Genomic DNA, 23,230 nt, shown 5'->3' on the forward strand with positions numbered 1-23,230 from the left:
TCGCGCAGCGACACCGCCCACGGGAAGAGGAAGGCGATTTCCAGGTCGAACAGGATGAACAGGATCGCGACCAGGTAGTAGCGCACGTCGAACTTCATGCGCGCATCCTCGAAGGCCTCGAAGCCGCATTCGTAGGGGCTGTTCTTCTCGACGTCGGGCCGGTTGGGGCCGAACACGAAGCCCAGCACCTGGGGCGCCACGCCGACGGCGACGCCGACGAGGATGAACAGGATCACGGGCAGGTAGGGTTGCAGGTCCATGGCTGTCGGTTCTTCGTCAGGCTCGAGTCAGGTCTCAACCGGTCGCAAAAAAAGCGCGCCTTGCACTGCCCGACTGGGGCGGTACATCCGGCGCGCTCTGTTGCCGTCGCCTTGTCTTCCTGGGCGGACGGATCGTCTGTCTTCCTTCTGGTGCCGACGGCGAGACTCGAACTCGCACAGCTTTCGCCACTACCCCCTCAAGATAGCGTGTCTACCAATTTCACCACGTCGGCAAGAGGGCCCGCAAAAATGCTTTGACTGGACCCGCTCGTTTGTTGCTTCGGATTGCTTGAGGTTTGCTCACCGAAGCCTCTTATTCTAAACCGATTTTTGTCGCCGATTCGTCACTTGTTCGGAATCAGTGCGGCACCAGAGGCTGGGGCAGCAGGCGCAGACACAGCAGAGGCCGCAGAAGCGGACACCGCGGCACTGGCCGCCTGATCCAGCACGCTGGCTTGATCGGCCGAGCTTGCACGGTGGTTGCCAAAATACGCCAGCGCCAACGTGGACGAGAAGAACACCGCGGCGGCCACAGCCGTCGAGCGCGACAGGAAGTTGGCGCTGCCGGTTGCCCCGAACAGGCTACCCGATGCACCGCTACCAAAAGAGGCACCCATGTCGGCCCCCTTGCCATGCTGAACCAGCACCAGACCAATCATGGTCAGCGCGGACACAACCTGGAGCAAGAGCACCACCGTCATCAAAGCTTGTTGCATGAAAGAAAACTCCTAGACCTTTTCCAGTCAACGACCTCAGGCCGCGCGCGCAATGGCCGCGAAATCCGCCGCCTTGAGCGCAGCGCCACCAATCAGGCCGCCGTCGATATCAGCCTGAGCAAACAGCTCGGCCGCGTTGTCGGGCTTGACGCTGCCGCCATACAGCAAAGGCACCTTGGCCGCCTCAGGCTGAGCCGCCTTGAGCTGGCCACGCAGGAAAGCGTGAACAGCCTGAGCCTGCTCGGGCGAAGCGGTCTTGCCTGTGCCAATGGCCCAGACAGGCTCGTACGCCACCACGATCTGAACCAGCTGCGCACCCAAGGTGTCGATGACCGCCTTCATCTGACGCGCCACCACTGCCTCGGTCTGCCCCGCTTCGCGTTCTGCCAGCGTTTCACCCACACAGACGATGGGTGTCAGGCCGTGAGCCAGCGCAGCCTTGGCCTTGTCGGCGACCAGCTGGTCGCTCTCAAGGTGGTAGCTGCGACGCTCCGAGTGCCCCACGATGGCGTATTTCGCACCGAATTCGCGAACCATCGGCCCCGAGACCTCGCCGGTGTAAGCGCCTTGCGCCTGCACGGAAAGATCCTGCGTACCGAAGGCGATGGCCGAGCCCTTGAGGGCCTCGGCCACATCCGCCAGGAACACGAAAGGCGGGCAAACCGCCACGTCTGCCTTGGGCGCCGTGGCGGCCAGATCAGCCGCCAGAAGACCCTTGATCAGTTCAGCATTGGATGCACGGCTGCCGTGCATCTTCCAGTTGCCAACAACCAGTTTCTTCATGGCGCGGATCACTGCTGCTGTTGCTGCTGAGCCTGGCCTTCGGCGTCACCGCCTTGAGCCGACGTCTCTTGCTCGGCGCGCGGCGCACGGTCACGACGCTCGCCACGGTCACCGCGATCACCACGGTCACGACCACCGCGGTCGCCGCGATCACCACGAGGACCACGGTCACCGCGATCGCCACGCTCTTCGCGCTCAGGCATGCCCTCAGGACGCTCCAGCAAAGCCTTCATGGACAGCTTGACGCGGCCCTTTTCGTCGGTCTCCAGAACCTTGACCTTGACGATCTGGCCTTCCTTCAGATAGTCGCCCACGTTCTCGACGCGCTCGTGCGCGATCTGGCTGATGTGCAGCAGACCGTCCTTGCCGGGCAGCAGGTTGACCAGGGCACCGAAGTCGAACAACTTGGTGACGGCACCTTCATAGGTCTTGCCGATTTCGACTTCAGCGGTGATCTCGTTGATGCGCTGGATGGCGAAGTTGGCCTTCTCGGCATCGGTCGAAGCCACGGTGATGACACCGTCTTCAGCGATGTTGATCTGGCAACCGGTTTCCTCGCACAGGCCACGAATGGTGGCGCCGCCCTTGCCGATCACGTCACGGATCTTCTCGGGGTTGATCTTCAGCGTGTACAGACGGGGCGCGAACTCGGAGACTTCGGTGTTGGCGCCAGCCATGGCTTCCACCATCTTGCCCAGAATGTGCAGACGGGCTTCCTTGGCCTGAGCCAGCGCGACCTGCATGATTTCCTTGGTGATGCCCTGGATCTTGATGTCCATCTGCAGGGCCGTGATACCAGACGTGGTACCGGCCACCTTGAAGTCCATGTCACCCAGGTGATCTTCGTCGCCCAGAATGTCGGTCAGCACGGCGAACTTGTTGCCCTCCTTGATCAGGCCCATGGCGATACCAGCCACGTGCGCCTTCATGGGCACGCCAGCATCCATCAGCGCCAGGCAGCCACCGCACACGGAAGCCATCGACGAGGAGCCGTTGGATTCGGTGATTTCAGAGACCACGCGCAGGGTGTAGGCGAACTCTTCCTTGGGAGGCAGCAGCGGCACCAGGGCGCGCTTGGCCAGACGGCCGTGGCCGATTTCGCGGCGCTTGGGGCTGCCGACACGGCCCGTTTCGCCGGTGGCGAACGGAGGCATGTTGTAGTGGAACAGGAAGGTGTCGCGGAAGTCGCCGGTCAGGGCGTCGATGCGCTGAGCGTCTTGTTCCGTACCCAGGGTGGACACGACCAGGGCCTGGGTTTCACCACGGGTGAACAGGGCCGAGCCGTGCACGCGGGGCAGCACGCCGGTGCGGATCTCGATGGGGCGCACGGTGCGGGTGTCGCGGCCGTCGATGCGGGGCTCGCCTGCCAGGATCTGGCTGCGCACGATCTTGGCTTCGATGTCGAACAGCAGGCCTTCGACCTTGACGCTGTCAAACGCGATGCCGTCTTCGGTCAGCGCGGTCTTGACTTCGGCATAGGCCAGGCGGCAAGCGTGTGTGCGAGCCTGCTTGGAGCGGATCTGGTAAGCGGCGCGCAGCTTCTCTTCAGCCAGGGCATTGACCTTGGCGATGAAGGCCTCGTCCTTGGCGGGGGGCAGCCAGTCCCAGGCGGGCTTGCCGGCATCACGCACGAAGTCGTGGATGGCCTGGATGGCCACATTGCCTTGCTCGTGACCAAACACGACACCACCCAGCATCACGTCTTCCGACAGCTGGTCGGCTTCGGACTCCACCATCAGCACAGCGGATTCGGTACCAGCCACGATCAGGTCCATCTTGGACTCGGCCATCTGCGAGGGGCTGGGGTTCAGCACGTACTCGCCATTGATGTAGGCCACGCGTGCGGCACCGATGGGGCCGTTGAACGGGATACCCGAGATCGACAGCGCAGCGCTGGAAGCGATCATGGCGGCGATGTCGGAGGCCACTTCAGGGTTCAGCGACACCACGTGGATGACCAGCTGCACTTCGTTGTAGAAGCCTTCGGGGAACAGGGGACGGATCGGGCGGTCGATCAGGCGCGAGGTCAGGGTCTCGAACTCGGAAGGCTTGGCTTCACGCTTGAAGAAGCTGCCAGGGATTTTGCCGGCAGCGTAGGTCTTTTCGAGGTAATCGACCGTCAGGGGGAAGAAGTCCTGGCCAGGCTTGGCGGTCTTGGCGCACACCACGGTGGCCAGCACGACGGTGCCTTCGATGTCGACCAGCACGGCGCCGGTGGCTTGACGGGCGATTTCACCCGTTTCCATCGTGACGGTGTGGTTGCCCCATTGGAAGGTCTTGGTGACTTTGTTGAACATGGTCATGGAAGTGATCTCCGTTTTATGTCGGGTGCCCGAGGGCACCTTTGGTTATGCCGTCACTCAGTCGCGATGCCATTCCAGCGGGATTGCAGGGCTCAACCCCGTTGGAATGACACAGCGTTCGCTGGTCGAGTGTCTGGCGTCAAAAAACAAAAAGCCTGTGCTGGGGGAGACCAGACAGGCTTTTTGTCGTCATGCGGTGCTTACTTACGCAGGCCCAGCTTGGCGATCAGGGCAGAGTAGCGGCTGAAGTCCTTGTCCTTCAGGTAGTCCAACAGCTTGCGACGACGGCTGACCATGCGCAGCAGGCCGCGACGACCGTGGTGGTCCTTCTTGTTGGCCTTGAAGTGGGGGGTCAGTTCGTTGATGCGAGCGGTCAGCAGGGCCACTTGCACTTCGGGAGAGCCGGTGTCATTGGCGCCACGGGCGTTGTCTTTGACGATGGCTGCGGTATTGATGTCTGCGACGGACATGGTGTTTCCTGAAAAACAGATGCAGGCCGACGGCGCAGACTGATCAATAAGCCAGGCACCAGCGGTTTCTGCGTTGAACTTGCGACGCCAGGTGAAACCAACCCGGGTCGTGCGAAATTGCCACCCTCAACCTGGGGCTGAAAGGCAGCAAGCCGCAAAGTATAGCAAAAAACCTCAGAGGGTGGCCAGGTCCCAGCGCGGCTTGACGTCAAACGCTGGCTCGGCGCTGAGCGTGGCCAGGCCCGCCTGCAAGCGCATGGCCGCGGCCAGGGCAATCATGGCGCCGTTGTCCGTGCACAGGTGCAATTCCGGATAGTGAACACGGATGCCCCGCCGGGCGCAGGCGTGATTCAGTTGCTCGCGCAGCAATTTGTTGGCCCCCACGCCACCAGCCACCACCACACGCCTCAAGCCGGTGGACTTCAGTGCGGCCAGCGACTTCTTGACCAGCACCTCCACAATGGCCGCCTGCGTGGACGCAGCCAGATCAGCGAGCACAGCCTGGTTCTCGGGTGCGACCAGCTTGTCAGCCTGATCCAGCCACCCCAGACGCACCAAATGCGTGCGCACCGCGGTTTTCAGGCCGGCGAAGGAAAAATCCAGGTTGCCCGAGTGCAGCATGGGCCGAGGCAGCTCGAAGGCATCCGCGCGCCCCAGCGCCGCCAGCTTGGCCAGATGCGGGCCGCCCGGATAAGGCAGGCCCATCAACTTGGCCGACTTGTCGAAGGCCTCTCCGGCGGCGTCGTCCACCGTTTCGCCCAGCAGCTCGTAACGCCCCACCCCATCGACCCGCATCAACTGCGTGTGACCACCCGACACCAGCAAGGCCACGAAGGGAAACTCGGGCGGGTCGGCAGACAGGAAGGGTGACAACAAATGCCCCTCCAGGTGGTGCACACCCAACAAAGGCTTGGCCAAGGCCGCACCCAAGGCACAGGCCACCCCCGCACCGACCAGCAAGGCACCCGCCAGACCGGGGCCTTTTGTATAGGCCACCACGTCCACATCAGCCATCTTGAGGCTCGACTCGCTCAAGACCTGGCGAGCCAGCGGCACCACGCGCCGGATGTGATCGCGCGAGGCCAGCTCGGGCACCACGCCACCATAGGCCTGGTGCATGTCGATCTGACTGTGCAGGGCATGAGACAGCAGCCTGGGTGCGCCGCTTTCGGGCAACGCCACCAGCGCCAGCCCCGTTTCATCACATGAAGATTCGATACCCAGGATCAATGTTTCAGCCATCCCGCGAGTGTAGATCCCCACCAACATCGGTGCCATGGTCGTCGCGCGTGGGCTTGTTTGTTGCATGATCGCGCCCATGAGTCTTCCAGCGCAGCAGCTACGCGTCGTCATCGTCCTGCCCGTCACCTTGTCCATCGAACCCGATGACGATGAGGTGGCCGAGGTCGAGCGCACGCGCATCCTGCGTATTGCGCTGCTGGAGGCCGGCTACAACGTGGTCGCCACCCTGCCCGGTGACCGCTTCCTGCCTGATCGCCTGGCCGAGATCCAGCCCGACATGGTCGTGGTGGATGCCGAATCACAAGGGCGCGACATCCTGGAACACGTGGTGATGGCCACCCGTGATGAGCGCCGGCCCATCGTGATGTTCACGGACGATGAAGACACCAGCTATGTGCGCAAGGCCATTGCCGCAGGCGTGTCGGCGTATGTGGTGGCAGGCACACCGGCAGAACACATCAAGCCGGTGCTGGACGTGGCCATGGCCCGCTTCGAGCACGAAGAGAAGCTGCGCAGCGAGCTGGCTGACGCACGCAACCAGCTTGAGGAGCGCAAGGTGATCGACCGCGCCAAGGGCCTGCTCATGACCCGCCAAGGCCTGTCTGAACAAGAAGCCTATGCGCGCTTGCGCAAAGCGGCCATGGACAAAGGCATCAAGCTGGCCGACGTGGCCCAGCGCCTGATCGATGCGGCCGACTTGCTGGGCTGAGCTACCCGGCTGACCTGCCCGGCTGACTTGCGGTGCGCCATGCGCGTGACATGTGCACGCACTCGCCCCATGCTGGGCTGATGCGCCCCAAGATCGCGCCAAGACCGCCCAAACGTGCCCTGCAAAGCGGGCAAAACACCTGGCACACCGTTTGCATTAACTGAGTCAAGCAAAGTCAACGGCGACTTTGCGTGCCTTGGGTGCTCAATGACGGGCCCCGAGCTTCCGACAAAGGTGTCATCGAAGCGTGCATCCGTCCCTGTGATGGAGGCCTGCTGCGACGACACCTTTTTTGTTTTTCAAACAGGAAAGCTTTGCACCATGAACTCGCAGGATCTGAAAATGACCCGCCGCACCATCTTGAAAACCGCAGCCGCCGCCAGTGCCGTCGGGGCTGTACCTGGTCTCCAATCCGCTGTCTGGGCCGCTGGCTCCGACAAGCCTGAGCTGGAGGAAGTCAAGATTGGTTTCATCCCCCTGACCGACTGCGCCTCCATCGTGATGGCCTCGGTATTGGGCTTCGACAAGAAGTACGGGATCAAGATCATCCCGTCCAAAGAAGCCTCCTGGGCCGGTGTGCGAGACAAACTGGTGAATGGCGACCTGCACATGGCGCACGTGCTGTACGGCCTGATCTATGGCGTGCAGCTCGGCATCGGTGGCCCCAAGAAGGACATGGCCGTGCTGATGAACCTGAACCACAACGGTCAGGCCATCACGCTGTCCAAGAAGCTGGCTGATGCCGGCGCGGTAGATGGCGCTTCGCTGGCCACCTTGATGGGCAAGGAAAAGCGCGAATACACCTTTGCACAAACCTTCCCCACCGGCACGCACGCCATGTGGCTGTATTACTGGCTGGCCTCTTATGGCATCAACCCGATGAAGGATGCCAAGGTCATCACCGTGCCGCCACCGCAAATGGTCGCCAACATGCGTGTGGGCAACATGGACGGCTACTGCGTGGGTGAGCCCTGGGGCCACCGTGCCATCGTGGACGGCATCGGCATCACCGGCGCCACCACACAGGACATCTGGCAAGACCACCCCGAGAAGGTGCTGGGCACCACCGACGAGTTCGTCAAGAAGTACCCCAACACGGCACGCGCCGTGATCATGGCCGTGCTCGAAGCCAGCAAGTGGATCGATGCCGGCTTGCAGAACAAGCTGAAGATGGCTGAAACCATCGCCGCCAAGTCCTATGTGAACACCGGCGTGGAAGCCATCAACCAACGGATTCTGGGTCGCTACCAGAACGGCCTGGGCAAGACCTGGGACGACCCCAACCACATGAAGTTCTTCAACGACGGCAAGGTCAACTTCCCGTACTTGAGCGATGGCATGTGGTTCCTGACCCAGCACAAGCGCTGGGGTTTGCTGAAAGACCACCCGGACTATCTGGCGATTGCCAAGCAGGTCAACAAGGTTGATTTGTACAAGCAGGCAGCCAGCGCCATGGGCGTGGCCTTGCCAAAGGATGTGATTCGCACCAGCAAGCTGATCGACGGCACCGTTTGGGACGGAAAGGACCCGAAGAAGTACGCCGACAGCTTCAAGATCAAGGCCTGACCTTGATCCACAGGTTTGTGCAACCTGCCCGATTCCCTGTCTGAGTTTTTTGAGTTTCGCCAAAAAACCAACTGAGTCCCGCTGAGACCCGACCCTGCCGGGGCGCCCTCGAAGGCACCCCAAGGTCATCCACTTGAATGGATGGCCCCGGCTGGTCACCTTTTTGCAGACATCGAATCGGGCAGGCCCCTGCGCTTCGCTCACACCTCACAGGCCCATTGAAGGAGTTCCTCATGGTCAGCGCCGTCTTTCACAGCCCCTCGGATGCCAGCGACGCCTTGCGCGCAGACAAGGCATCCGGCAAGCCCACATCCAATCCCATGACTTCCATCGCCGCGCCCGCTGGCGCCACCCCCACCTCTGCCAGCACCAAGCCCGCCACCCCACCCAAGGCCCCTGTTGATTGGGCCGGACTGGCCTTGACAGCCCTTGCCCCCTTGGCCGGCATCGCCTTGCTGGTGGCCATCTGGGCCTTGCTCACCATGAAGGGCGGTAACTTCCCGACGCCACTGGCGACCTGGCAAGAGGCCGTCAAGCTGTTCTCGGACCCTTTCTACAGCAATGGCCCCAACGACCAGGGCATCGGCTGGAACATCCTGTTCTCGCTCAAGCGCGTGGCCATGGGTTTTGGCCTGGCTGCGGTGGTCGGCATCCCGCTGGGCTTCCTGATTGGCCGCTCCAAGATCGCCAGCGCCATGCTCAACCCGCTGATCAGCCTGCTGCGCCCGGTCTCGCCGCTGGCCTGGCTGCCCATCGGCTTGCTGGTGTTCAAGTCGGCTGACCCGGCTGCCATCTGGACGATCTTCATCTGCTCGATCTGGCCGATGATCATCAACACCGCCGTGGGCGTGCAGCGCGTGCCCGAGGACTACCTCAACGTGGCCAAGGTGCTCAACCTGAGCGAGTGGAAGATCGTCACCAAGATCCTCTTTCCCTCCGTGCTGCCTTACATGCTGACGGGTGTGCGCCTGTCGGTGGGCACCGCATGGCTGGTGATCGTGGCGGCTGAAATGCTGACCGGCGGCGTTGGCATCGGCTTCTGGGTCTGGGACGAGTGGAACAACCTGAACGTGCACCACATCCTGATCGCCATCTTCGTGATCGGCATCGTCGGCCTGCTGCTTGAAAACGCCCTGGTTGCTGTCGCCAAGCGCTTCAGCTTCGAATAAGCCCCGCGCCCCATCCACCGCCATCCAAGGAGTCACTCATGTCCCACTTCATCGACATCAGCCAGGCCGAAATGGTGTTCAGCACCAAGAAGGGCCAGTTCCACGCCCTGCGCGACATCAACCTGGGCATCGAAAAGGGTGAGTTCATTGCCCTGATCGGCCACTCGGGCTGCGGCAAGTCGACCTTGCTCAACCTGATCGCCGGCCTGCTCATGCCCACCAGCGGCGGCCTGATCTGCGACCAGCGCGAAATCGCCGGCCCCGGCCCCGAGCGCGCCATGGTGTTCCAGAACCACTCGCTGCTGCCCTGGCTGACCTGCTTCCAGAACGTCTACCTGGCCGTGGAGCGTGTGTTCGGCGCCAAAGAGAGCAAGGAGCAACTCAAGAAGCGCACGGAAGATGCACTGGAGCTGGTCAACATGTCCCACGCCACGCACAAGCGCCCCAACGAGATCTCGGGCGGCATGAAGCAGCGTGTGGGCATCGCCCGCGCCCTGGCCATGGAACCCAAGGTGCTGCTGCTGGACGAGCCTTTTGGCGCCCTGGACGCCCTGACCCGCGCCCACCTGCAGGACGAGCTGCTCAAGATCGTGGCGCGCACCAAGTCGACCGTGGTCATGGTGACCCACGATGTGGACGAGGCGGTGCTGCTGTCAGACCGCATCGTCATGATGACCAATGGGCCGGCCGCCACGATTGGTGAAGTGCTGGACGTACCGCTGGCTCGCCCCCGCAACCGCGTCGAGCTGGCCGAGGACTCGACCTACATCCATTGCCGCAAGGCCGTGCTGGACTTCCTCTACACACGCCATGGCGTGGCAGACAAGAAAGCCGCCTGATCAGGCCAAACAGACCGTACGGAGAAACCGAGGAGCAAACAGAGGTCGATTCAGCACGCTGGCACACCCCTTGCATAAGGATCCATGACCGCTCGATTCGCCAGAGCCGGGCGGTCTTCCTCAGCGGGGGTCAGTGGGTCCGCGAAAACTCCACCGACCTCTTAACGCCTTCCAGTCTCAGGACTGGAAGGCGTCTTTTTTTGCCATGCCCCAGAACAGGGCCCCCAGGACGATCATGGGCACGCACAGCCATTGGCCCATGCTCATGTTCAGTGCGAGCAGGCCCAGGAAGCTGTCCGGTTCACGGAAGTACTCGGCGATGAAGCGGAAGGTGCCATAGCCCAACAGGAACATGCCGGACACCGCCCCCTGCTGGCGCGGCTTGCGGGCGTACACCCACAGCAGCACGAAAAACAGCACCCCCTCCAGCCCGAACTGGTAGAGCTGGGAGGGGTGGCGCGGCAAATCGCTGCCGGATTCCGGAAACACCATGGCCCAGGGCAGGCTCGGGTCAGCCGCCCTGCCCCACAACTCGCCATTGATGAAATTGCCGATGCGCCCGGCCGCCAGACCAAGGGGCACACAGGGCGCCACCATGTCGGCCACCTCGAAAAAATGTCGGCCTTGGCGCTTTGCGAACACAGCCATGGCGGTGATCACACCCAACAAGCCCCCATGGAAGGCCATGCCGCCCTGCCAGACCGCGAAGATCTCTGCGGGGTGGGCCAGATAGTGCGAAGGCTTGTAGAACAGCACATACCCCAGCCGCCCACCCAGCACCACACCCAACATCGAGAAGAACAACAGGTCCTCCACGTGCTGCCGCGTCCAGCCGCGTTCGGCAAAAGGTGACTGCTTGACGCGCCAGGTCGCCAGCAGGTAGGCGCCCACAAAGGCCACCAGGTAAGTCAGGCCGTACCAGTGCACCTTCAAGGGGCCCAGCGACACGGCAACAGGGTCAAATTGGGGATGAATCAGCATGGCGCGAACGATAACCGATGTGGCCAGCCACATGACCGCACCCGATGTGAAGATGTGTTGGGCTGCTAGGATCAAAACATGAACCCGACCAACATCCAGATCATTGGTGCGAGCCTGTTTGCGGTAGCCCTGCTGCACACCTTCTCGACCAAGTTCTTCGAGCGCCTGGCCCACACACGCCCGACCCATGCGGGCCTGTGGCATCTGCTGGGAGAGGTCGAGGTGGTGTTCGGCTTCTGGGCATTCGTCATGATGGTCGTGATGTTCATGACCGAGGGCAAGGCAGCGGCCACCCATTACCTGGACACGCGCAACTTCACCGAACCGCTGTTCGTGTTCGCGATCATGGTGGCGGCTGCCAGCAAACCCATCCTGCAGGCAGCCGGCGGGGTGACCAGGCTGCTGGCACGCCTGCTGCCACTGGCACCCGGCTGGTCATTCACGCTGGTCGTGCTGACGATCGTGCCGCTGCTGGGCTCCTTCATCACCGAACCCGCCGCCATGACCCTGGCCGCGCTGCTGCTGCGCGATGGGCTCTACAGCCAACCTATCTCCAACAAGCTGAAGTACGCCGTGCTGGGCGTGCTGTTCGTCAACGTGTCCATTGGTGGCACCTTGACGCCTTATGCCGCGCCGCCGGTGCTGATGGTGGCCAGCGCCTGGGGCTGGGACCTGGCCTTCATGTTCCTGAACTTTGGCGACAAGGCCGCGCTGGCCGTGACCCTCAACGCGATCGGGCTGGTGCTGCTGTTCGGCCGGGAACTCAAGGACCTGCCCCCTCTGGCGCCGCCCACCGAGGTGCGGCCAACCTTGCTGGTCACCGCCATCCACATCCTGCTGCTGGCCGGCATCGTGGTCTTCGCCCACCACCCTGCGGTGTTCCTGAGCCTGTTCATGCTGTTCCTGGGCTTCACGGCGGCCTACGAGCGCTACCAATCCCCGCTGATCCTGCGTGAAGGGCTGCTGGTGGCCTTCTTCCTGGCGGGGCTCGTGGTGCTGGGCGGGCAACAGCAATGGTGGCTGGAGCCTTTGCTGCTCAAGATGGACGCCAACGCCGTGTTCTTTGGTGCCACGGCCCTGACGGCCATCACCGACAACGCTGCGCTGACTTACCTGGGCTCGCTCGTGCAAGGCTTGAGCGACGAGTTCAAGTACGCCCTGGTGGCCGGCGCGGTGACCGGCGGCGGCCTGACCATCATTGCCAATGCACCGAACCCTGCTGGCGCCTCCATCCTCAAGGGCAAATTCGAGGACCAGGCCATCCATGCCGGTGGGCTGCTGCTGGCCGCGCTGGGGCCCACCCTGGTGGCGCTGCTGGCGTTCAAACTGCTCTAGCCAGCTGAGCCATACGCAAGCATCACGAACCGAGCAAAACAAAGGGGGCCAAGCGGCCCCCTCGTTCTTTCTGCCAGGATGCAGGTGGTCTGGTCAGCGTTTGATCTGCGAGAGATCACGCACCGCGCCGGTGTCCGCCGAGGTGGTCAGCAAGGCATAAGCCTGCAAGGCTGCCGACACATAACGTTCACGCTTGACGGGCTTCCAGGCGTGGGTGCCACGTGCCTCCATCGCCTCGCGGCGCTGAGCCAAGGTCTCGGGGCTGACCGCCAGGTGGATCTTGCGGTTGGGGATGTCGATCTCGATGGTGTCACCATCTTCGACCAGCGCGATGGCGCCACCTTGCGCTGCTTCAGGCGAAGCATGGCCAATCGACAGGCCGGACGTGCCACCCGAGAAGCGGCCATCAGTCAGCAGCGCACATTGCTTACCCAGACCGCGGCTCTTCAGGTAGGAGGTGGGGTACAGCATTTCCTGCATGCCTGGGCCACCCTTGGGGCCTTCATAGCGGATGATGACCACGTCACCAGCCTGCACGACTTCGCCCAGGATGCCGTCCACGGCGTCTTCCTGGCTTTCGAACACGCGGGCCTTGCCGGTGAACTTCCAGATGGATTCGTCCACACCAGCGGTTTTGACGATGCAGCCCTTCTCGGCGATGTTGCCGTAGAGCACGGCCAGGCCACCGTCGGCGGTGAAGGCGTGCTCCTTGCTGCGGATCACGCCCTTGGCGCGGTCCAGGTCCAGCGCCTTCCAACGGCTGTTTTGCGAGAAGGCCACTTGCGTGGGCACACCGCCCGGTGCGGCCTTGAAGAACTCGTGCACGGCTTCGTCCTTGGAGACGGTCACGTCCCACTGGGCAATGGCGTCACCCATGGTCTTGGTGTGCACGGTCGGCACATCGGTGTGCAGCAGGCCGCCACGGGCCAACTCACCGAGGATGGACATGATGCCGCCCGCACGGTGCACGTCTTCGATGTGCACGTCAGGCACCGCTGGTGCCACCTTGCTCAGGCAAGGCACGCGGCGCGAGATGCGGTCGATGTCCTGCATGGTGAAGTCCACGCCGGCTTCCTTGGCGGCAGCCAGCAGGTGCAGCACGGTGTTGGTCGAACCGCCCATGGCCACGTCCAGGCTGACGGCGTTCTCAAAGGCCTTGAAGTTGGCGATGTTGCGGGGCAGCGCGGATTCGTCGTCCTGCTCGTAGTAGCGCTTGGCCAGGGCCACGATGCTGCGGCCAGCCTGGCGGAACAGCTTTTCGCGGTCGGCGTGTGTGGCCAGCGTGGTGCCGTTACCGGGCAAAGACAGGCCCAGCGCCTCGGTCAGGCAGTTCATCGAGTTGGCGGTGAACATGCCAGAGCACGAACCGCAAGTCGGGCAGGCAGAGCGCTCGACCTGGGCGACCTCTTCATCAGAGCAGCTCTTGTCGGCGGCCTTGACCATGGCGTCCACCAGGTCCAGCGAGATGACCTTGCCTTCGAGCTTGACCTTGCCAGCCTCCATGGGGCCACCGGACACGAAGATCACGGGGATGTTCAGGCGCAACGCCGCCATCAACATGCCCGGGGTGATCTTGTCGCAGTTGGAGATGCACACCAGCGCATCGGCGGTGTGGGCGTTGACCATGTACTCGACGCTGTCGGCGATCAGGTCGCGCGAAGGCAGCGAATACAGCATGCCGCCGTGGCCCATGGCAATGCCGTCGTCCACGGCGATGGTGTTGAATTCCTTGGCCACACCGCCTGCCGCTTCAATTTCGCGGGCGACCAGTTGCCCCAGGTCCTTCAGGTGCACGTGACCGGGCACGAACTGGGTGAAGCTGTTGGCAATCGCGATGATCGGCTTCTCGAAATCACCGTCCTTCATGCCCGTGGCGCGCCACAGGGCACGGGCACCCGCCATATTGCGACCGGCGGTGGAGGTACGGGAACGATACTGAGGCATGAAACGGCTCCGGGGGGCTTGTTTTCGGAAAGGAACGATTTTATCCCCTACCCCGACAAAGACCCGACTTCAGCCGTTCAACGCTTACCTTTCTTGGGGCTTTGCAAACCCAGGGCATCCAGCGACTTCTGGCGACGTGCCTCGCGCTTGTCGTCGATCTTCTGCATGGCCTTGCGTTGGGTCATGCCAGACCAGTCCGACCAGGCCCACCAGGCGACGGCCAGCCCGAACGGCAGCAGCATGATCCACCAGTCGTCCTTCCAGGTCCAGGCCCCGACGGGACCAATGCCAGCCAGGTTCAGGACCAGCAACACAACGCCAATTGCGACAAACCACATGATTGCTGCCCTATGAAATGCACGCTGAGACAAAAAAGACACGCCTGTCAACGCGCGCCCTGCCAGAACGTTTATAAAACACCCTCAACTGTAATTCACCCTCTGCGGAAGGACCCCCATGAAAATCCTGCCCTCCCTGATGCTTGCCGCCACACTGGCCGCCGTTGGCGCCCCTGCCATGGCCAATATGGAGCTGGCACAGAAAAAGGCCTGCCTGGCTTGCCACAGCGTGGACAACAAGGTCGTTGGCCCGGCCTACAAGGACGTGGCCAAGAAGTACAAGGGCCAGAAGGGCATCGAGGCCAAGCTGGCCGAGAAGGTCATCAAGGGCGGCAAGGGTGCATGGGGTGAAGTGCCCATGCCGGCCAATCCCCAGGTCAATGAAGCCGAAGCCAAGCAACTGGTGAGCTGGATCCTGTCGCTGAAGTAAGCCCCGGCGGTCCCTCGCCCATGAAAAAAGCCCCGCTGTACGCGGGGCTTTGTTTTTCAGGGCTGGCCGACGCTTGTGGCATCGACCAGCCTGGTACAGATCAGCACATCAATCGCCTGCGTAGATGTCGACGTCCTTGGTCTCACGCACGAACAGCAGGCCGATCACGAAGGTGATGCTGGCGATGATGACCGGATACCACAAGCCGTTGTAGATGTTGCCCGTCTGGGCCACGATCGCGAAGGCCGTGGTCGGCAGCAAGCCACCGAACCAGCCGTTACCGATGTGGTACGGCAAGCTCATCGAGGTGTAGCGGATGCGGGTCGGGAACATTTCCACCAACATGGCGGCAATCGGGCCGTACACCATGGTCACGTAGATGACCAGCAGCGTCAGGATGGCCACGATCACGGGCTTGTTCAGCTTGGCTGGATCAGCCTTGGCTGGATAACCCGCCGTCTTCAAAGCGGCGCCAACCGACTTCTTGAACTGCGCTTCGATGACTTTGGCCGCGGCGGCCTTGCCGTCCTTGTCGAAAGCAGCCAGGGTCGCGCCTGCTTCCTTCAAAGCCTTCTCGGCATCCTTGAGCTTGTCTTGTGCCTCCTTGCCTGAGACACCAGCGGCCTTCATGTCATCCACCTTCTTGAGCGCCGACTCCTTGGCCTTGGTGGCGATCTCCTTGGCAGCGGGCACATCAGCCTCGCTCACCTTCGTGGGCGAGAAGCTGTTGATCACCGTGTCACCCACCTTCACGATCGCCACAGAGCCCGCGGCACCCGCCACGTTCTCGTAGTTCACCGAGCTGCTGGCCAGCAGTTGCTTGGCCACGTCGCAAGAGCTGGTGAACTTGGCGGTACCTGTCGGGTTGAACTGGAAGGAGCACTCGTTCTGGTCGGCCACCAGGGTCACCGGGGCGGTGGCCTGGGCACGAGCCAGATCGGGGTTGGCGGCTTCGGTCAGGGCCTTGAACAAGGGGAAGTAGGTCACCGCAGCGATCAGGCAACCACCCAGGATGATGGGCTTGCGGCCGATCTTGTCGGACAGCGAACCAAACACCACGAAGAAGGGCGTGCCAATCAGCAGCCCCAGGGCCACCAGGATGTTGGCGGTCGCACCGTCCACCTTCAGCGCCTGCGTCAGGAAGAACAAGGCATAGAACTGCCCGGTGTACCAAACCACGGCCTGACCCGCGACCAGACCAACCAGGGCCAGGATCACGATCTTCAGGTTGCCCCACTGACCAAAGGACTCGGTCAGCGGTGCCTTGGAGGTCTTGCCCTCTTCCTTCATCTTCTTGAAGGCCGGGCTTTCGTTCATGCTCATGCGGATCCACACGCTGACACCCAGCAGTGCAATCGACACGATGAACGGAATGCGCCAGCCCCAGTCGGCGAAGGCTTCTTCACCGATGGCCGTGCGCACACCCAGGATCACCAGCAAGGACAGGAACAGGCCCATCGTGGCCGTGGTCTGGATCCAGGCGGTGTAGGCGCCGCGACGACCGTGCGGCGCGTGCTCGGCCACATAGGTGGCAGCACCACCGTACTCGCCGCCCAGTGCCAGACCTTGCAGCAGGCGCAGCACGATCAGGATCACGGGGGCCGCAGCACCGATGGCGTTGTAGTTGGGCAGCACGCCCACGATGAACGTGGACATACCCATGATCAGGATGGTGACCAGGAAGGTGTATTTGCGGCCGATCATGTCACCCAGGCGACCGAACACCAGGGCACCGAAGGGGCGCACGATGAAACCGGCCGCGAAGGCCAGCAACGCAAAGATGAACGCCGAGGTGGGGTCAAGCCCGGCAAAAAACTGTTTGGCGATGATGGCCGCCAAAGAACCGTACAGGTAAAAGTCGTACCACTCGAAAACCGTGCCTAGGCTGGAGGCGAAGATAACCTTCTTCTCCTCAGCCGTCATAGGTGCACTGGAAACGTTGCTTGCCATGGTGTAGAGCTCCTCGTCATTACAGAAGTAAGCACGCTTGTGGCGCACTCACCCCTCAATCTAGGGGGGGTCGTTAATAAATGTAATGAGGGTGAATGCTTAGAAGCCGGTGAAATTGCACATATTCCAACATGGGGTTTTCACCAGCACAAAAAACCCGATGGCTTTCGACATCGGGTTTCACGCTCATTCGAATATCTGAAAACCAAAGTTTTCAATTACTCTGCGACAGCTGATCGAGAATCGCCGGGTTTTCCAGCGTGCTGGTGTCCTGCGTGACAGGCTCGCCCTTGGCCACCACGCGCAGCAGGCGACGCATGATCTTGCCGGAGCGGGTCTTGGGCAGGTTGTCGCCGAAGCGGATGTCCTTGGGCTTGGCAATCGGGCCGATCTCATGGCCCACGTGGTTGCGCAGCTCATTGGCCAGTTGCTTGGCCTCTTCGCCAGTGGGGCGTGGGCGCTTGAGCACCACGAAGGCGCAGATGGCTTCGCCGGTCAGGTCGTCAGGGCGGCCCACCACGGCAGCCTCGGCCACCAGGGGGTGCGACACCAGCGCCGATTCGATCTCCATCGTGCCCATGCGGTGGCCCGACACGTTCAGCACGTCGTCGATGCGGCCGGTGATGGTGAAGTAGCCCGTGTGCTCGTCGCGGATGGCGCCGTCACCTGCCAGGTAGTACTTGCCCTGGAAATCTGCCGGGTAGTAGCTCTTCTTGAAGCGCCCTGAATCACCCCAGATGTTGCGGATCATCGATGGCCAGGGCTTGCGCACCACGAGCACGCCGCCCTGCCCCCATGGCACTTCCTTGCCGGTTTCATCCACCACGGCCGCGTCAATGCCGGGGAAAGGCAAGGAGCAGGAGCCCGGTGTGAGGGCATGCGCGCCCGGCAAAGGCGTGATCATGTGGCCACCGGTTTCGGTCTGCCAGAAGGTGTCGACGATGGGGCAACGGCCACCACCGATTTCGCGGTGGTACCACTCCCAGGCAGCCGGGTTGATGGGCTCGCCCACCGTGCCCAGCAGGCGCAGGCTGCTCAGGTTGAAGTTGCGCGGGTGCACGGCGTCGTTGGACTCGGCCGCCTTGATCAGGGCACGAATGGCCGTGGGCGCGGTGTAGAAGATCGAAACCTTGTGCGCCTCGATCATGCGCCAGAAGCGGGCCGCATCCGGGTAGGTGGGCACGCCCTCGAACACGACCTGCGTGCCACCGACGGCCAGCGGGCCATAGGCCACATAAGTGTGGCCGGTGACCCAGCCGATGTCGGCCGTACACCAGAACACGTCGTCGGGCTTGAGGTCAAACGTCCATTTGGTGGTCACGGCTGCGTGCAGCAGGTAGCCCCCGGTGCTGTGCTGAACGCCCTTGGGCTTGCCAGTTGAACCGGATGTGTAGAGCAGGAACAGCGGGTGCTCTGCCGAGACCCATTCGGGTGGGCACACCTCGGATTGCGCCGCCACCACGTCGTGCAGGTACACGTCGCGGCCAGCCACCATGGGCACCTTGCCGCCCGTGCGTTGCCAGACAATGACCTGGCGCACGCTGTCGCAGCCGCCCAGTGTGAGGGCTTCGTCCACGATGGCCTTGAGGGGCAGCGCCTTGCCGCCACGCAACTGTTCATCGGCCGTGATCACGACCACGGCACCCGCGTCTTCCACGCGGTCCCGCAGGCTCTGGGCCGAAAAGCCGCCGAACACCACCGAGTGCGTGGCACCGATGCGTGCACAGGCCTGCATGGCCACGACGCCCTCCACCGACATCGGCAGATACAGCACGACGCGGTCACCCTTCTTGACGCCCTGGGCCTTCAGCGCGTTGGCCAGCTTCGAGACGCGGGTCAGCAACTCCTTGTAGGTCACCGGGGTGACCTGGCCATCGTCGGCTTCAAAGATGATCGCGGTCTTGTCGCCCAGACCCGCCTCGATGTTGCGATCCAGGCAGTTATAGGACGCGTTCAGTTCACCATCCTCGAACCACTTGAAAAACGGGGCGTTGGATTCGTCCAGGGCCTTGGTGAAGGGTTTGTGCCAGCTCAGGAACTGCCTGGCCAGATCGGCCCAGTAGCCCTCGTAGTTTTCTTGCGCCTGGGCGCACAGCTTGTCGTAGGCCGCTCGGCTGCCTACGTGGGCAGTACGGGCAAAGGCCTCGGGAACAGGATATTGCTTGTTCTGATTTGTGGTCTCAGTTGGGCCAGTCATGTCTTTTAACTCCATCTGGCGGCGCTTGTGGCGTCGCGGTTTCAATCGGTCAAGATTTGCCTGGGTTGCAGACAAACCTAGCCAACTCGGCACCATGCGCCCAACTTTGGGTCATCCAACTAAGGACTATCCCCAAGCCCCAGGCCGCATAAAGCGCCAAGACCGACGCAGAAATCAGAGGAGGTGTGACATATGCCTCGGTGCTTTCACGATACAGCCGCACCTTCTATCGCGCCAGTGGTTGCGCGAACTTCTTTGAGGTAGCGCTCCAGCATGGGCAGATCGCCACCCGCGTGGCGAATGACGCGTGCGAGCAACTCCCGGTCCAGCTCCCGCAGGCGCCAGTTGATTTCCCTGAGGATGGCGGCCACCTCGCGTTGCATGGCGGGAGACTCGTTTTGCAGCCAGGCCCCGTCGGGCTGAACATCCAGGCCCGTGCTGGACCAGGCGCGCCGGATGCTTTCGGAGCGCTCCAGCGCATGCCCCCACAGGGATTTGAAGGGCCCACTGGCCCGATCGAACATGGGCTTGAACTCGGCCTGCACGGACAAGATGCGGTCCAGCCGCTCGCCCAGCTCGCGCGACATGTTCAAGGCATCCTTCAAGGCCTCGCCTTCAGCGGCAGCATCAGCCTCACGGCATTCGCGGAAGGTGCGGCTGACCACGTCGATCACGGGGCGACTGAACTCGCCATGGATCAGCTTGACCGCCACATCGGCCTGCTGAAGTGCGCCGCCGCCTTTGTCGAGCATCCCGCCCAGCATCTCGGCCACGGCCAGGATCTGGGCGCTGTCAGACACCTCCCCCATGCGGCGCCCTTGCGGATAGCCAAAACCGTCAAGGCGCTCGTGGTGGTCCAGGATCAGGGCGCTGGCCGGCTTGGCAAGGCCAACCAGATCCTTGAGCAGGCCATGGGCGATCACCGGATGGGCCGCGATGTGGCGCCACTCCTTGGGCCCCAACTGAGCGTCTTTCTCCAGGTAGCGGGGGTCAATGTACAGCTCGCCCACATCGTGCCCCAAGGCTGCCACCAGCATCACGCTGAGCGCATCGTTTTCGCCGGGCATCATGCGCTGCACGAGGCTGATGGCCAGCAGGGCGACGCACACGGCGTGATCCAGTTTGCCTGCCTGGTGCTCGGTGTAAACCGTCAACAGCGTCTGCAAGCGCCCGGCAAAAGTGCTGTCGGCAATCAGTTTGATCGGGCTGGCTCGTTTATCGGACAGGCACACGGCACGCAGCGCAGGGTAGGTGTCGAGCATGCGCTCGGCCATCTCCGCACACCGCTTGCCAGTGACGCCATCAGACACCGCCATGCAATCTTCCAGCGGCTTGATCAGTTTGTGCTCGATCAAGCGCTCGCGCATGGACCGGTTAATGGCATAACCCTTTGCCACCAGTTTCATGCCATTTTCGGAATAAATATCTTCCGTGGCCTCTACCTGGCGCTCTTCAGCCACGGTCATCACGTGGTCCAGATAATGGACATTGACCGTGGAATGGGCGGTTTGATTCGTCAAGGTAACCAGTCCAGAAACGACAACACTCGCAATGGTTTGCGTGCACGGTTTCATTTTGATGGACACAGGCATGCAACGCATGGCTTATCAACAAAGCCAGCCAAGCCTTGCGGAAAATTGTCACGCCAGGACCTGGTCCAGCAGACAAAACTAAAATCCCCTCTCACACTTGGTCACCACACCCCCCATGAGCAGCAATCACAAGTCACCCAAAACAGGTCTCCTGCCATCATTTATCTTTGCCAGCAGGTGGCTGCAGTTGCCGCTGTACCTCGGCCTGATCCTGGCGCAAGTGGTCTACGTTTTTCACTTCTGGGTCGAGCTGGTTCACCTGGTCGAGGCGGCATTGGGCAACCAGGACGCGCTCAAAGCCATCTTCGAGGCCTCTGGCCAGCATGGGGGCACGGCCCCCGATCACCTGACCGAGACCACCATCATGCTGGTGGTGCTGGGCCTGATCGATGTGGTGATGATCTCCAACCTGCTGATCATGGTGATCGTGGGCGGCTACGAGACCTTCGTGTCCCGCATGAACCTGGAAGACCACCCCGACCAGCCCGAGTGGCTGGACCACGTCAATGCCTCGGTGCTCAAGGTGAAACTGGGTACGGCCATCATCGGGATTTCGTCCATCCACCTGCTCAAGACCTTCATCAACGCCGAGAACTACTCGGACAAGGCCTTGATCGCGCAGACGGTGATCCACATCGCCTTCCTGCTGTCGGCCATGGCCATTGCGGCCACCGACCGCATCCTGCATCCGGTGGGGGATACGCACGAGAAACATTGATCGGCACGCCGCCGGCGCGCCAAGTGCGCGCGTCCTTGGCACAATGTCGGTTTTCCCGTATCACCCTCCCCGCCCCAAAAAACGCCCCACAAAGGCCACTGCCATGACGACCATTCGCTACGACGACCTCGTTGAAAGTGTCGCAGCCGCGCTGCAATACATCAGCTACTACCACCCCGCTGACTACATCGCCCACCTGGCCCGCGCTTACGAGCGTGAAGAGAGCCCGGCAGCGAAAGACGCCATCGCCCAGATCCTGACCAACTCGCGCATGTGCGCCGAAGGCCACCGCCCCATCTGTCAGGACACCGGCATCGTCAACGTCTTCCTGAAAATCGGGATGGGCGTGAAGTGGGAAGGCTTTGGTGCCCGCTCCATCCAGGAGGCCGTGGACGAAGGCGTGCGCCGTGGCTACAACAACCCGGACAACAAGCTGCGCGCCTCGGTCCTGTCTGACCCCATCTTCGAGCGCAAGAACACCAAGGACAACACGCCTGCCGTGGTCTTCATGGAGCTGATCCCCGGTGACACCGTGGACGTGACCGTGGCCGCCAAGGGTGGTGGCTCCGAGAACAAGTCCAAGGTCTACATGCTCAACCCGTCCGACAACATCGTGGACTGGGTGCTCAAGACCGTGCCGACCATGGGCGCGGGCTGGTGCCCGCCCGGCATGCTGGGCATTGGCGTAGGCGGCACGGCTGAAAAGGCCGCCCTGCTGGCCAAAGAATCGTTGATGGACGACATCGACATGTACGAACTGCTGGAGCGCGGCCCCCAGAACAAGCTGGAAGAGCTGCGCATCGAGTTGTACGAGAAGGTCAACGCCCTGGGCATCGGCGCGCAAGGCCTGGGTGGCCTGACCACCGTGCTGGACGTCAAGATCAAGACCTACCCCACGCACGCCGCCTCCAAGCCCATTGCCATGATCCCGAACTGTGCGGCCACCCGCCATGCGCACTTCGTGATGGACGGCTCCGGCCCCGTCTACCTGGATCCGCCCAGCCTGGACCTGTGGCCCAACGTGCACTGGGCACCCGACTACAACAAGTCCAAGCGCGTTGACCTGAACACGCTGACCAAGGACGAAGTCGCCAGCTGGAAGCCAGGCCAGACCCTGTTGCTCAACGGCAAGATGCTGACCGGCCGCGATGCCGCGCACAAGCGCATCCAGGACATGCTGGCCAAGGGTGAGAAGCTGCCCGTGGACTTCACCAACCGCGTCATCTACTACGTGGGCCCAGTGGACCCGGTTCGCGACGAAGTGGTCGGCCCCGCAGGCCCCACCACCGCGACCCGCATGGACAGCTTCACCGAGATGATGCTGGCCCAGACCGGCCTGATCTCCATGGTGGGCAAGGCCGAGCGCGGCCCCACTGCCATCGAGGCCATCAAGAAGCACAAGTCGGCTTACCTGATGGCCGTGGGCGGCTCGGCCTACCTGGTGTCCAAGGCCATCAAGGCCGCCAAGGTGGTGGGCTTTGCCGACTTAGGGATGGAAGCCATCTACGAGTTCGACGTGGTCGACATGCCGGTGACCGTGGCCGTGGACAGTGGCGGCACCAGCGCCCACATCGAAGGGCCCAAGACCTGGCAGGCCAAGATCGGCAAGATCCCGGTTGCCGTGGCCTGATCGCTTGCAGCCATAGCTCACAGCAGCCCCGACGCTTCGGCCTCGGGGCTTTTTCTTG

At 62.4% G+C, this 23,230-nt stretch carries 20 protein-coding genes and 1 tRNA gene; 8 read left to right on the plus strand and 13 right to left on the minus strand.

Annotated features, from left to right (window positions below; genetic code table 11):
* The 7 genes from ndhC to tsaD form a co-directional block, all read right to left on the minus strand.
* Positions 1–260 (minus strand): NADH-quinone oxidoreductase subunit A (ndhC, locus tag HY019_RS01630; protein ID WP_290687845.1); only part of this gene is annotated, 260 nt, incomplete at its 3' end.
* Positions 261–408: 148 nt separating this feature from the next.
* A tRNA-Leu gene (locus HY019_RS01635) sits at positions 409–493 on the minus strand.
* A gap of 111 nt (positions 494–604) precedes the next feature.
* A complete protein-coding gene (secG, locus tag HY019_RS01640; protein WP_290687847.1) occupies positions 605–976 on the minus strand; it encodes a preprotein translocase subunit SecG in 372 nt (123 codons plus the stop codon).
* Positions 977–1,012: 36 nt separating this feature from the next.
* Positions 1,013–1,768, minus strand: coding sequence for a triose-phosphate isomerase (gene tpiA, locus HY019_RS01645; protein WP_290689128.1), 756 nt, complete (start codon positions 1,766–1,768; stop codon positions 1,013–1,015).
* A complete protein-coding gene (gene pnp / locus HY019_RS01650) occupies positions 1,768–4,062 on the minus strand; it encodes a polyribonucleotide nucleotidyltransferase (RefSeq protein WP_290687849.1) in 2,295 nt (764 codons plus the stop codon). Before pnp ends, tpiA begins: the two co-directional genes overlap by 1 nt.
* Before the next feature lie 200 nt (positions 4,063–4,262).
* Positions 4,263–4,532 (minus strand): 30S ribosomal protein S15, encoded by a 270-nt coding sequence (gene rpsO, locus HY019_RS01655; RefSeq protein ID WP_290687850.1) that lies wholly within the window; start codon positions 4,530–4,532, stop codon positions 4,263–4,265.
* A gap of 174 nt (positions 4,533–4,706) precedes the next feature.
* The gene (tsaD, locus tag HY019_RS01660) at positions 4,707–5,774 is read right to left on the minus strand and encodes a tRNA (adenosine(37)-N6)-threonylcarbamoyltransferase complex transferase subunit TsaD (RefSeq protein WP_290687851.1); all 1,068 of its coding nucleotides are present in this window, start codon (positions 5,772–5,774) and stop codon (positions 4,707–4,709) included.
* A 76-nt stretch (positions 5,775–5,850) separates the two neighbouring features.
* Here tsaD and HY019_RS01665 point away from each other — a divergent pair, with 76 nt between their 5' ends.
* The 4 genes from HY019_RS01665 to HY019_RS01680 all read left to right on the plus strand — a co-directional run bounded on the left by HY019_RS01665 (position 5,851) and on the right by HY019_RS01680 (position 10,057).
* Positions 5,851–6,483, plus strand: coding sequence for an ANTAR domain-containing protein (locus HY019_RS01665; protein ID WP_290687853.1), 633 nt, complete (start codon positions 5,851–5,853; stop codon positions 6,481–6,483).
* 321 nt (positions 6,484–6,804) lie between these two features.
* Positions 6,805–8,049, plus strand: coding sequence for a CmpA/NrtA family ABC transporter substrate-binding protein (locus HY019_RS01670; protein WP_290687855.1), 1,245 nt, complete (start codon positions 6,805–6,807; stop codon positions 8,047–8,049).
* A gap of 233 nt (positions 8,050–8,282) precedes the next feature.
* On the plus strand, positions 8,283–9,218 hold the full coding sequence (gene ntrB, locus HY019_RS01675) for a nitrate ABC transporter permease (protein WP_290687857.1): 936 nt from the start codon (positions 8,283–8,285) through the stop codon (positions 9,216–9,218).
* Positions 9,219–9,256: 38 nt separating this feature from the next.
* On the plus strand, positions 9,257–10,057 hold the full coding sequence (locus tag HY019_RS01680; RefSeq protein WP_290687859.1) for an ABC transporter ATP-binding protein: 801 nt from the start codon (positions 9,257–9,259) through the stop codon (positions 10,055–10,057).
* Between the two features lie 177 nt (positions 10,058–10,234).
* Here HY019_RS01680 and lgt read toward each other — a convergent pair whose 3' ends face one another.
* Complete coding sequence (gene lgt / locus HY019_RS01685; RefSeq protein ID WP_290687861.1) at positions 10,235–11,038, minus strand: prolipoprotein diacylglyceryl transferase; 804 nt, start codon at positions 11,036–11,038, stop codon at positions 10,235–10,237.
* Positions 11,039–11,116: 78 nt separating this feature from the next.
* Here lgt and HY019_RS01690 point away from each other — a divergent pair, with 78 nt between their 5' ends.
* Positions 11,117–12,373, plus strand: coding sequence for a putative Na+/H+ antiporter (locus HY019_RS01690; protein WP_290687863.1), 1,257 nt, complete (start codon positions 11,117–11,119; stop codon positions 12,371–12,373).
* A 93-nt stretch (positions 12,374–12,466) separates the two neighbouring features.
* Here HY019_RS01690 and ilvD read toward each other — a convergent pair whose 3' ends face one another.
* Together ilvD and HY019_RS01700 are read right to left on the minus strand one after the other, a co-directional pair.
* Positions 12,467–14,317, minus strand: a complete 1,851-nt coding sequence (ilvD, locus tag HY019_RS01695; RefSeq protein WP_290687865.1) for a dihydroxy-acid dehydratase — start codon at positions 14,315–14,317, stop codon at positions 12,467–12,469.
* A gap of 77 nt (positions 14,318–14,394) precedes the next feature.
* Positions 14,395–14,655, minus strand: a complete 261-nt coding sequence (locus tag HY019_RS01700) for a TIGR04438 family Trp-rich protein (RefSeq protein WP_290687866.1) — start codon at positions 14,653–14,655, stop codon at positions 14,395–14,397.
* 118 nt (positions 14,656–14,773) lie between these two features.
* Here HY019_RS01700 and HY019_RS01705 point away from each other — a divergent pair, with 118 nt between their 5' ends.
* The gene (locus HY019_RS01705; RefSeq protein ID WP_290687868.1) at positions 14,774–15,085 is read left to right on the plus strand and encodes a c-type cytochrome; all 312 of its coding nucleotides are present in this window, start codon (positions 14,774–14,776) and stop codon (positions 15,083–15,085) included.
* A 108-nt stretch (positions 15,086–15,193) separates the two neighbouring features.
* On the opposite strand, the gene HY019_RS01710 is transcribed toward HY019_RS01705, so the two are convergent.
* The 3 genes from HY019_RS01710 to HY019_RS01720 form a co-directional block, all read right to left on the minus strand.
* On the minus strand, positions 15,194–17,035 hold the full coding sequence (locus tag HY019_RS01710) for an MFS transporter (protein WP_290687869.1): 1,842 nt from the start codon (positions 17,033–17,035) through the stop codon (positions 15,194–15,196).
* Between the two features lie 214 nt (positions 17,036–17,249).
* Positions 17,250–19,232, minus strand: coding sequence for an acetate--CoA ligase (gene acs / locus HY019_RS01715; RefSeq protein ID WP_290687870.1), 1,983 nt, complete (start codon positions 19,230–19,232; stop codon positions 17,250–17,252).
* A 206-nt stretch (positions 19,233–19,438) separates the two neighbouring features.
* On the minus strand, positions 19,439–20,752 hold the full coding sequence (locus tag HY019_RS01720; RefSeq protein WP_290687871.1) for an HD domain-containing phosphohydrolase: 1,314 nt from the start codon (positions 20,750–20,752) through the stop codon (positions 19,439–19,441).
* Positions 20,753–20,939: 187 nt separating this feature from the next.
* On the opposite strand from HY019_RS01720, the gene HY019_RS01725 reads away from it, so the two are divergent.
* Both HY019_RS01725 and HY019_RS01730 read left to right on the plus strand, forming a co-directional pair.
* A complete protein-coding gene (locus HY019_RS01725; protein ID WP_290687873.1) occupies positions 20,940–21,542 on the plus strand; it encodes a TIGR00645 family protein in 603 nt (200 codons plus the stop codon).
* A 103-nt stretch (positions 21,543–21,645) separates the two neighbouring features.
* A complete protein-coding gene (locus tag HY019_RS01730) occupies positions 21,646–23,172 on the plus strand; it encodes a fumarate hydratase (RefSeq protein WP_290687874.1) in 1,527 nt (508 codons plus the stop codon).
* Positions 23,173–23,230: the final 58 nt, after the last annotated feature.

The sequence above is a fragment of the Aquabacterium sp. genome, from assembly GCF_016195855.1.
GTDB lineage: Bacteria > Pseudomonadota > Gammaproteobacteria > Burkholderiales > Burkholderiaceae_C > Aquabacterium.

Coding starts and splice junctions, on each gene's coding strand:
- HY019_RS01665 (WP_290687853.1), top strand. CDS start 5,851: ATGAGTCTTCCAGCGCAGCAGCTACGCGTCGTCATCGTCCTGCCCGTC.
- HY019_RS01670 (WP_290687855.1), top strand. CDS start 6,805: ATGAACTCGCAGGATCTGAAAATGACCCGCCGCACCATCTTGAAAACC.
- rpsO (WP_290687850.1), bottom strand. CDS start 4,532: ATGTCCGTCGCAGACATCAATACCGCAGCCATCGTCAAAGACAACGCC.
- secG (WP_290687847.1), bottom strand. CDS start 976: ATGCAACAAGCTTTGATGACGGTGGTGCTCTTGCTCCAGGTTGTGTCC.
- HY019_RS01705 (WP_290687868.1), top strand. CDS start 14,774: ATGAAAATCCTGCCCTCCCTGATGCTTGCCGCCACACTGGCCGCCGTT.
- HY019_RS01730 (WP_290687874.1), top strand. CDS start 21,646: ATGACGACCATTCGCTACGACGACCTCGTTGAAAGTGTCGCAGCCGCG.
- pnp (WP_290687849.1), bottom strand. CDS start 4,062: ATGACCATGTTCAACAAAGTCACCAAGACCTTCCAATGGGGCAACCAC.
- tsaD (WP_290687851.1), bottom strand. CDS start 5,774: ATGGCTGAAACATTGATCCTGGGTATCGAATCTTCATGTGATGAAACG.
- HY019_RS01680 (WP_290687859.1), top strand. CDS start 9,257: ATGTCCCACTTCATCGACATCAGCCAGGCCGAAATGGTGTTCAGCACC.
- HY019_RS01700 (WP_290687866.1), bottom strand. CDS start 14,655: ATGTGGTTTGTCGCAATTGGCGTTGTGTTGCTGGTCCTGAACCTGGCT.
- HY019_RS01710 (WP_290687869.1), bottom strand. CDS start 17,035: ATGGCAAGCAACGTTTCCAGTGCACCTATGACGGCTGAGGAGAAGAAG.
- lgt (WP_290687861.1), bottom strand. CDS start 11,038: ATGCTGATTCATCCCCAATTTGACCCTGTTGCCGTGTCGCTGGGCCCC.
- HY019_RS01725 (WP_290687873.1), top strand. CDS start 20,940: ATGAGCAGCAATCACAAGTCACCCAAAACAGGTCTCCTGCCATCATTT.
- acs (WP_290687870.1), bottom strand. CDS start 19,232: ATGACTGGCCCAACTGAGACCACAAATCAGAACAAGCAATATCCTGTT.
- HY019_RS01690 (WP_290687863.1), top strand. CDS start 11,117: ATGAACCCGACCAACATCCAGATCATTGGTGCGAGCCTGTTTGCGGTA.
- ntrB (WP_290687857.1), top strand. CDS start 8,283: ATGGTCAGCGCCGTCTTTCACAGCCCCTCGGATGCCAGCGACGCCTTG.
- ilvD (WP_290687865.1), bottom strand. CDS start 14,317: ATGCCTCAGTATCGTTCCCGTACCTCCACCGCCGGTCGCAATATGGCG.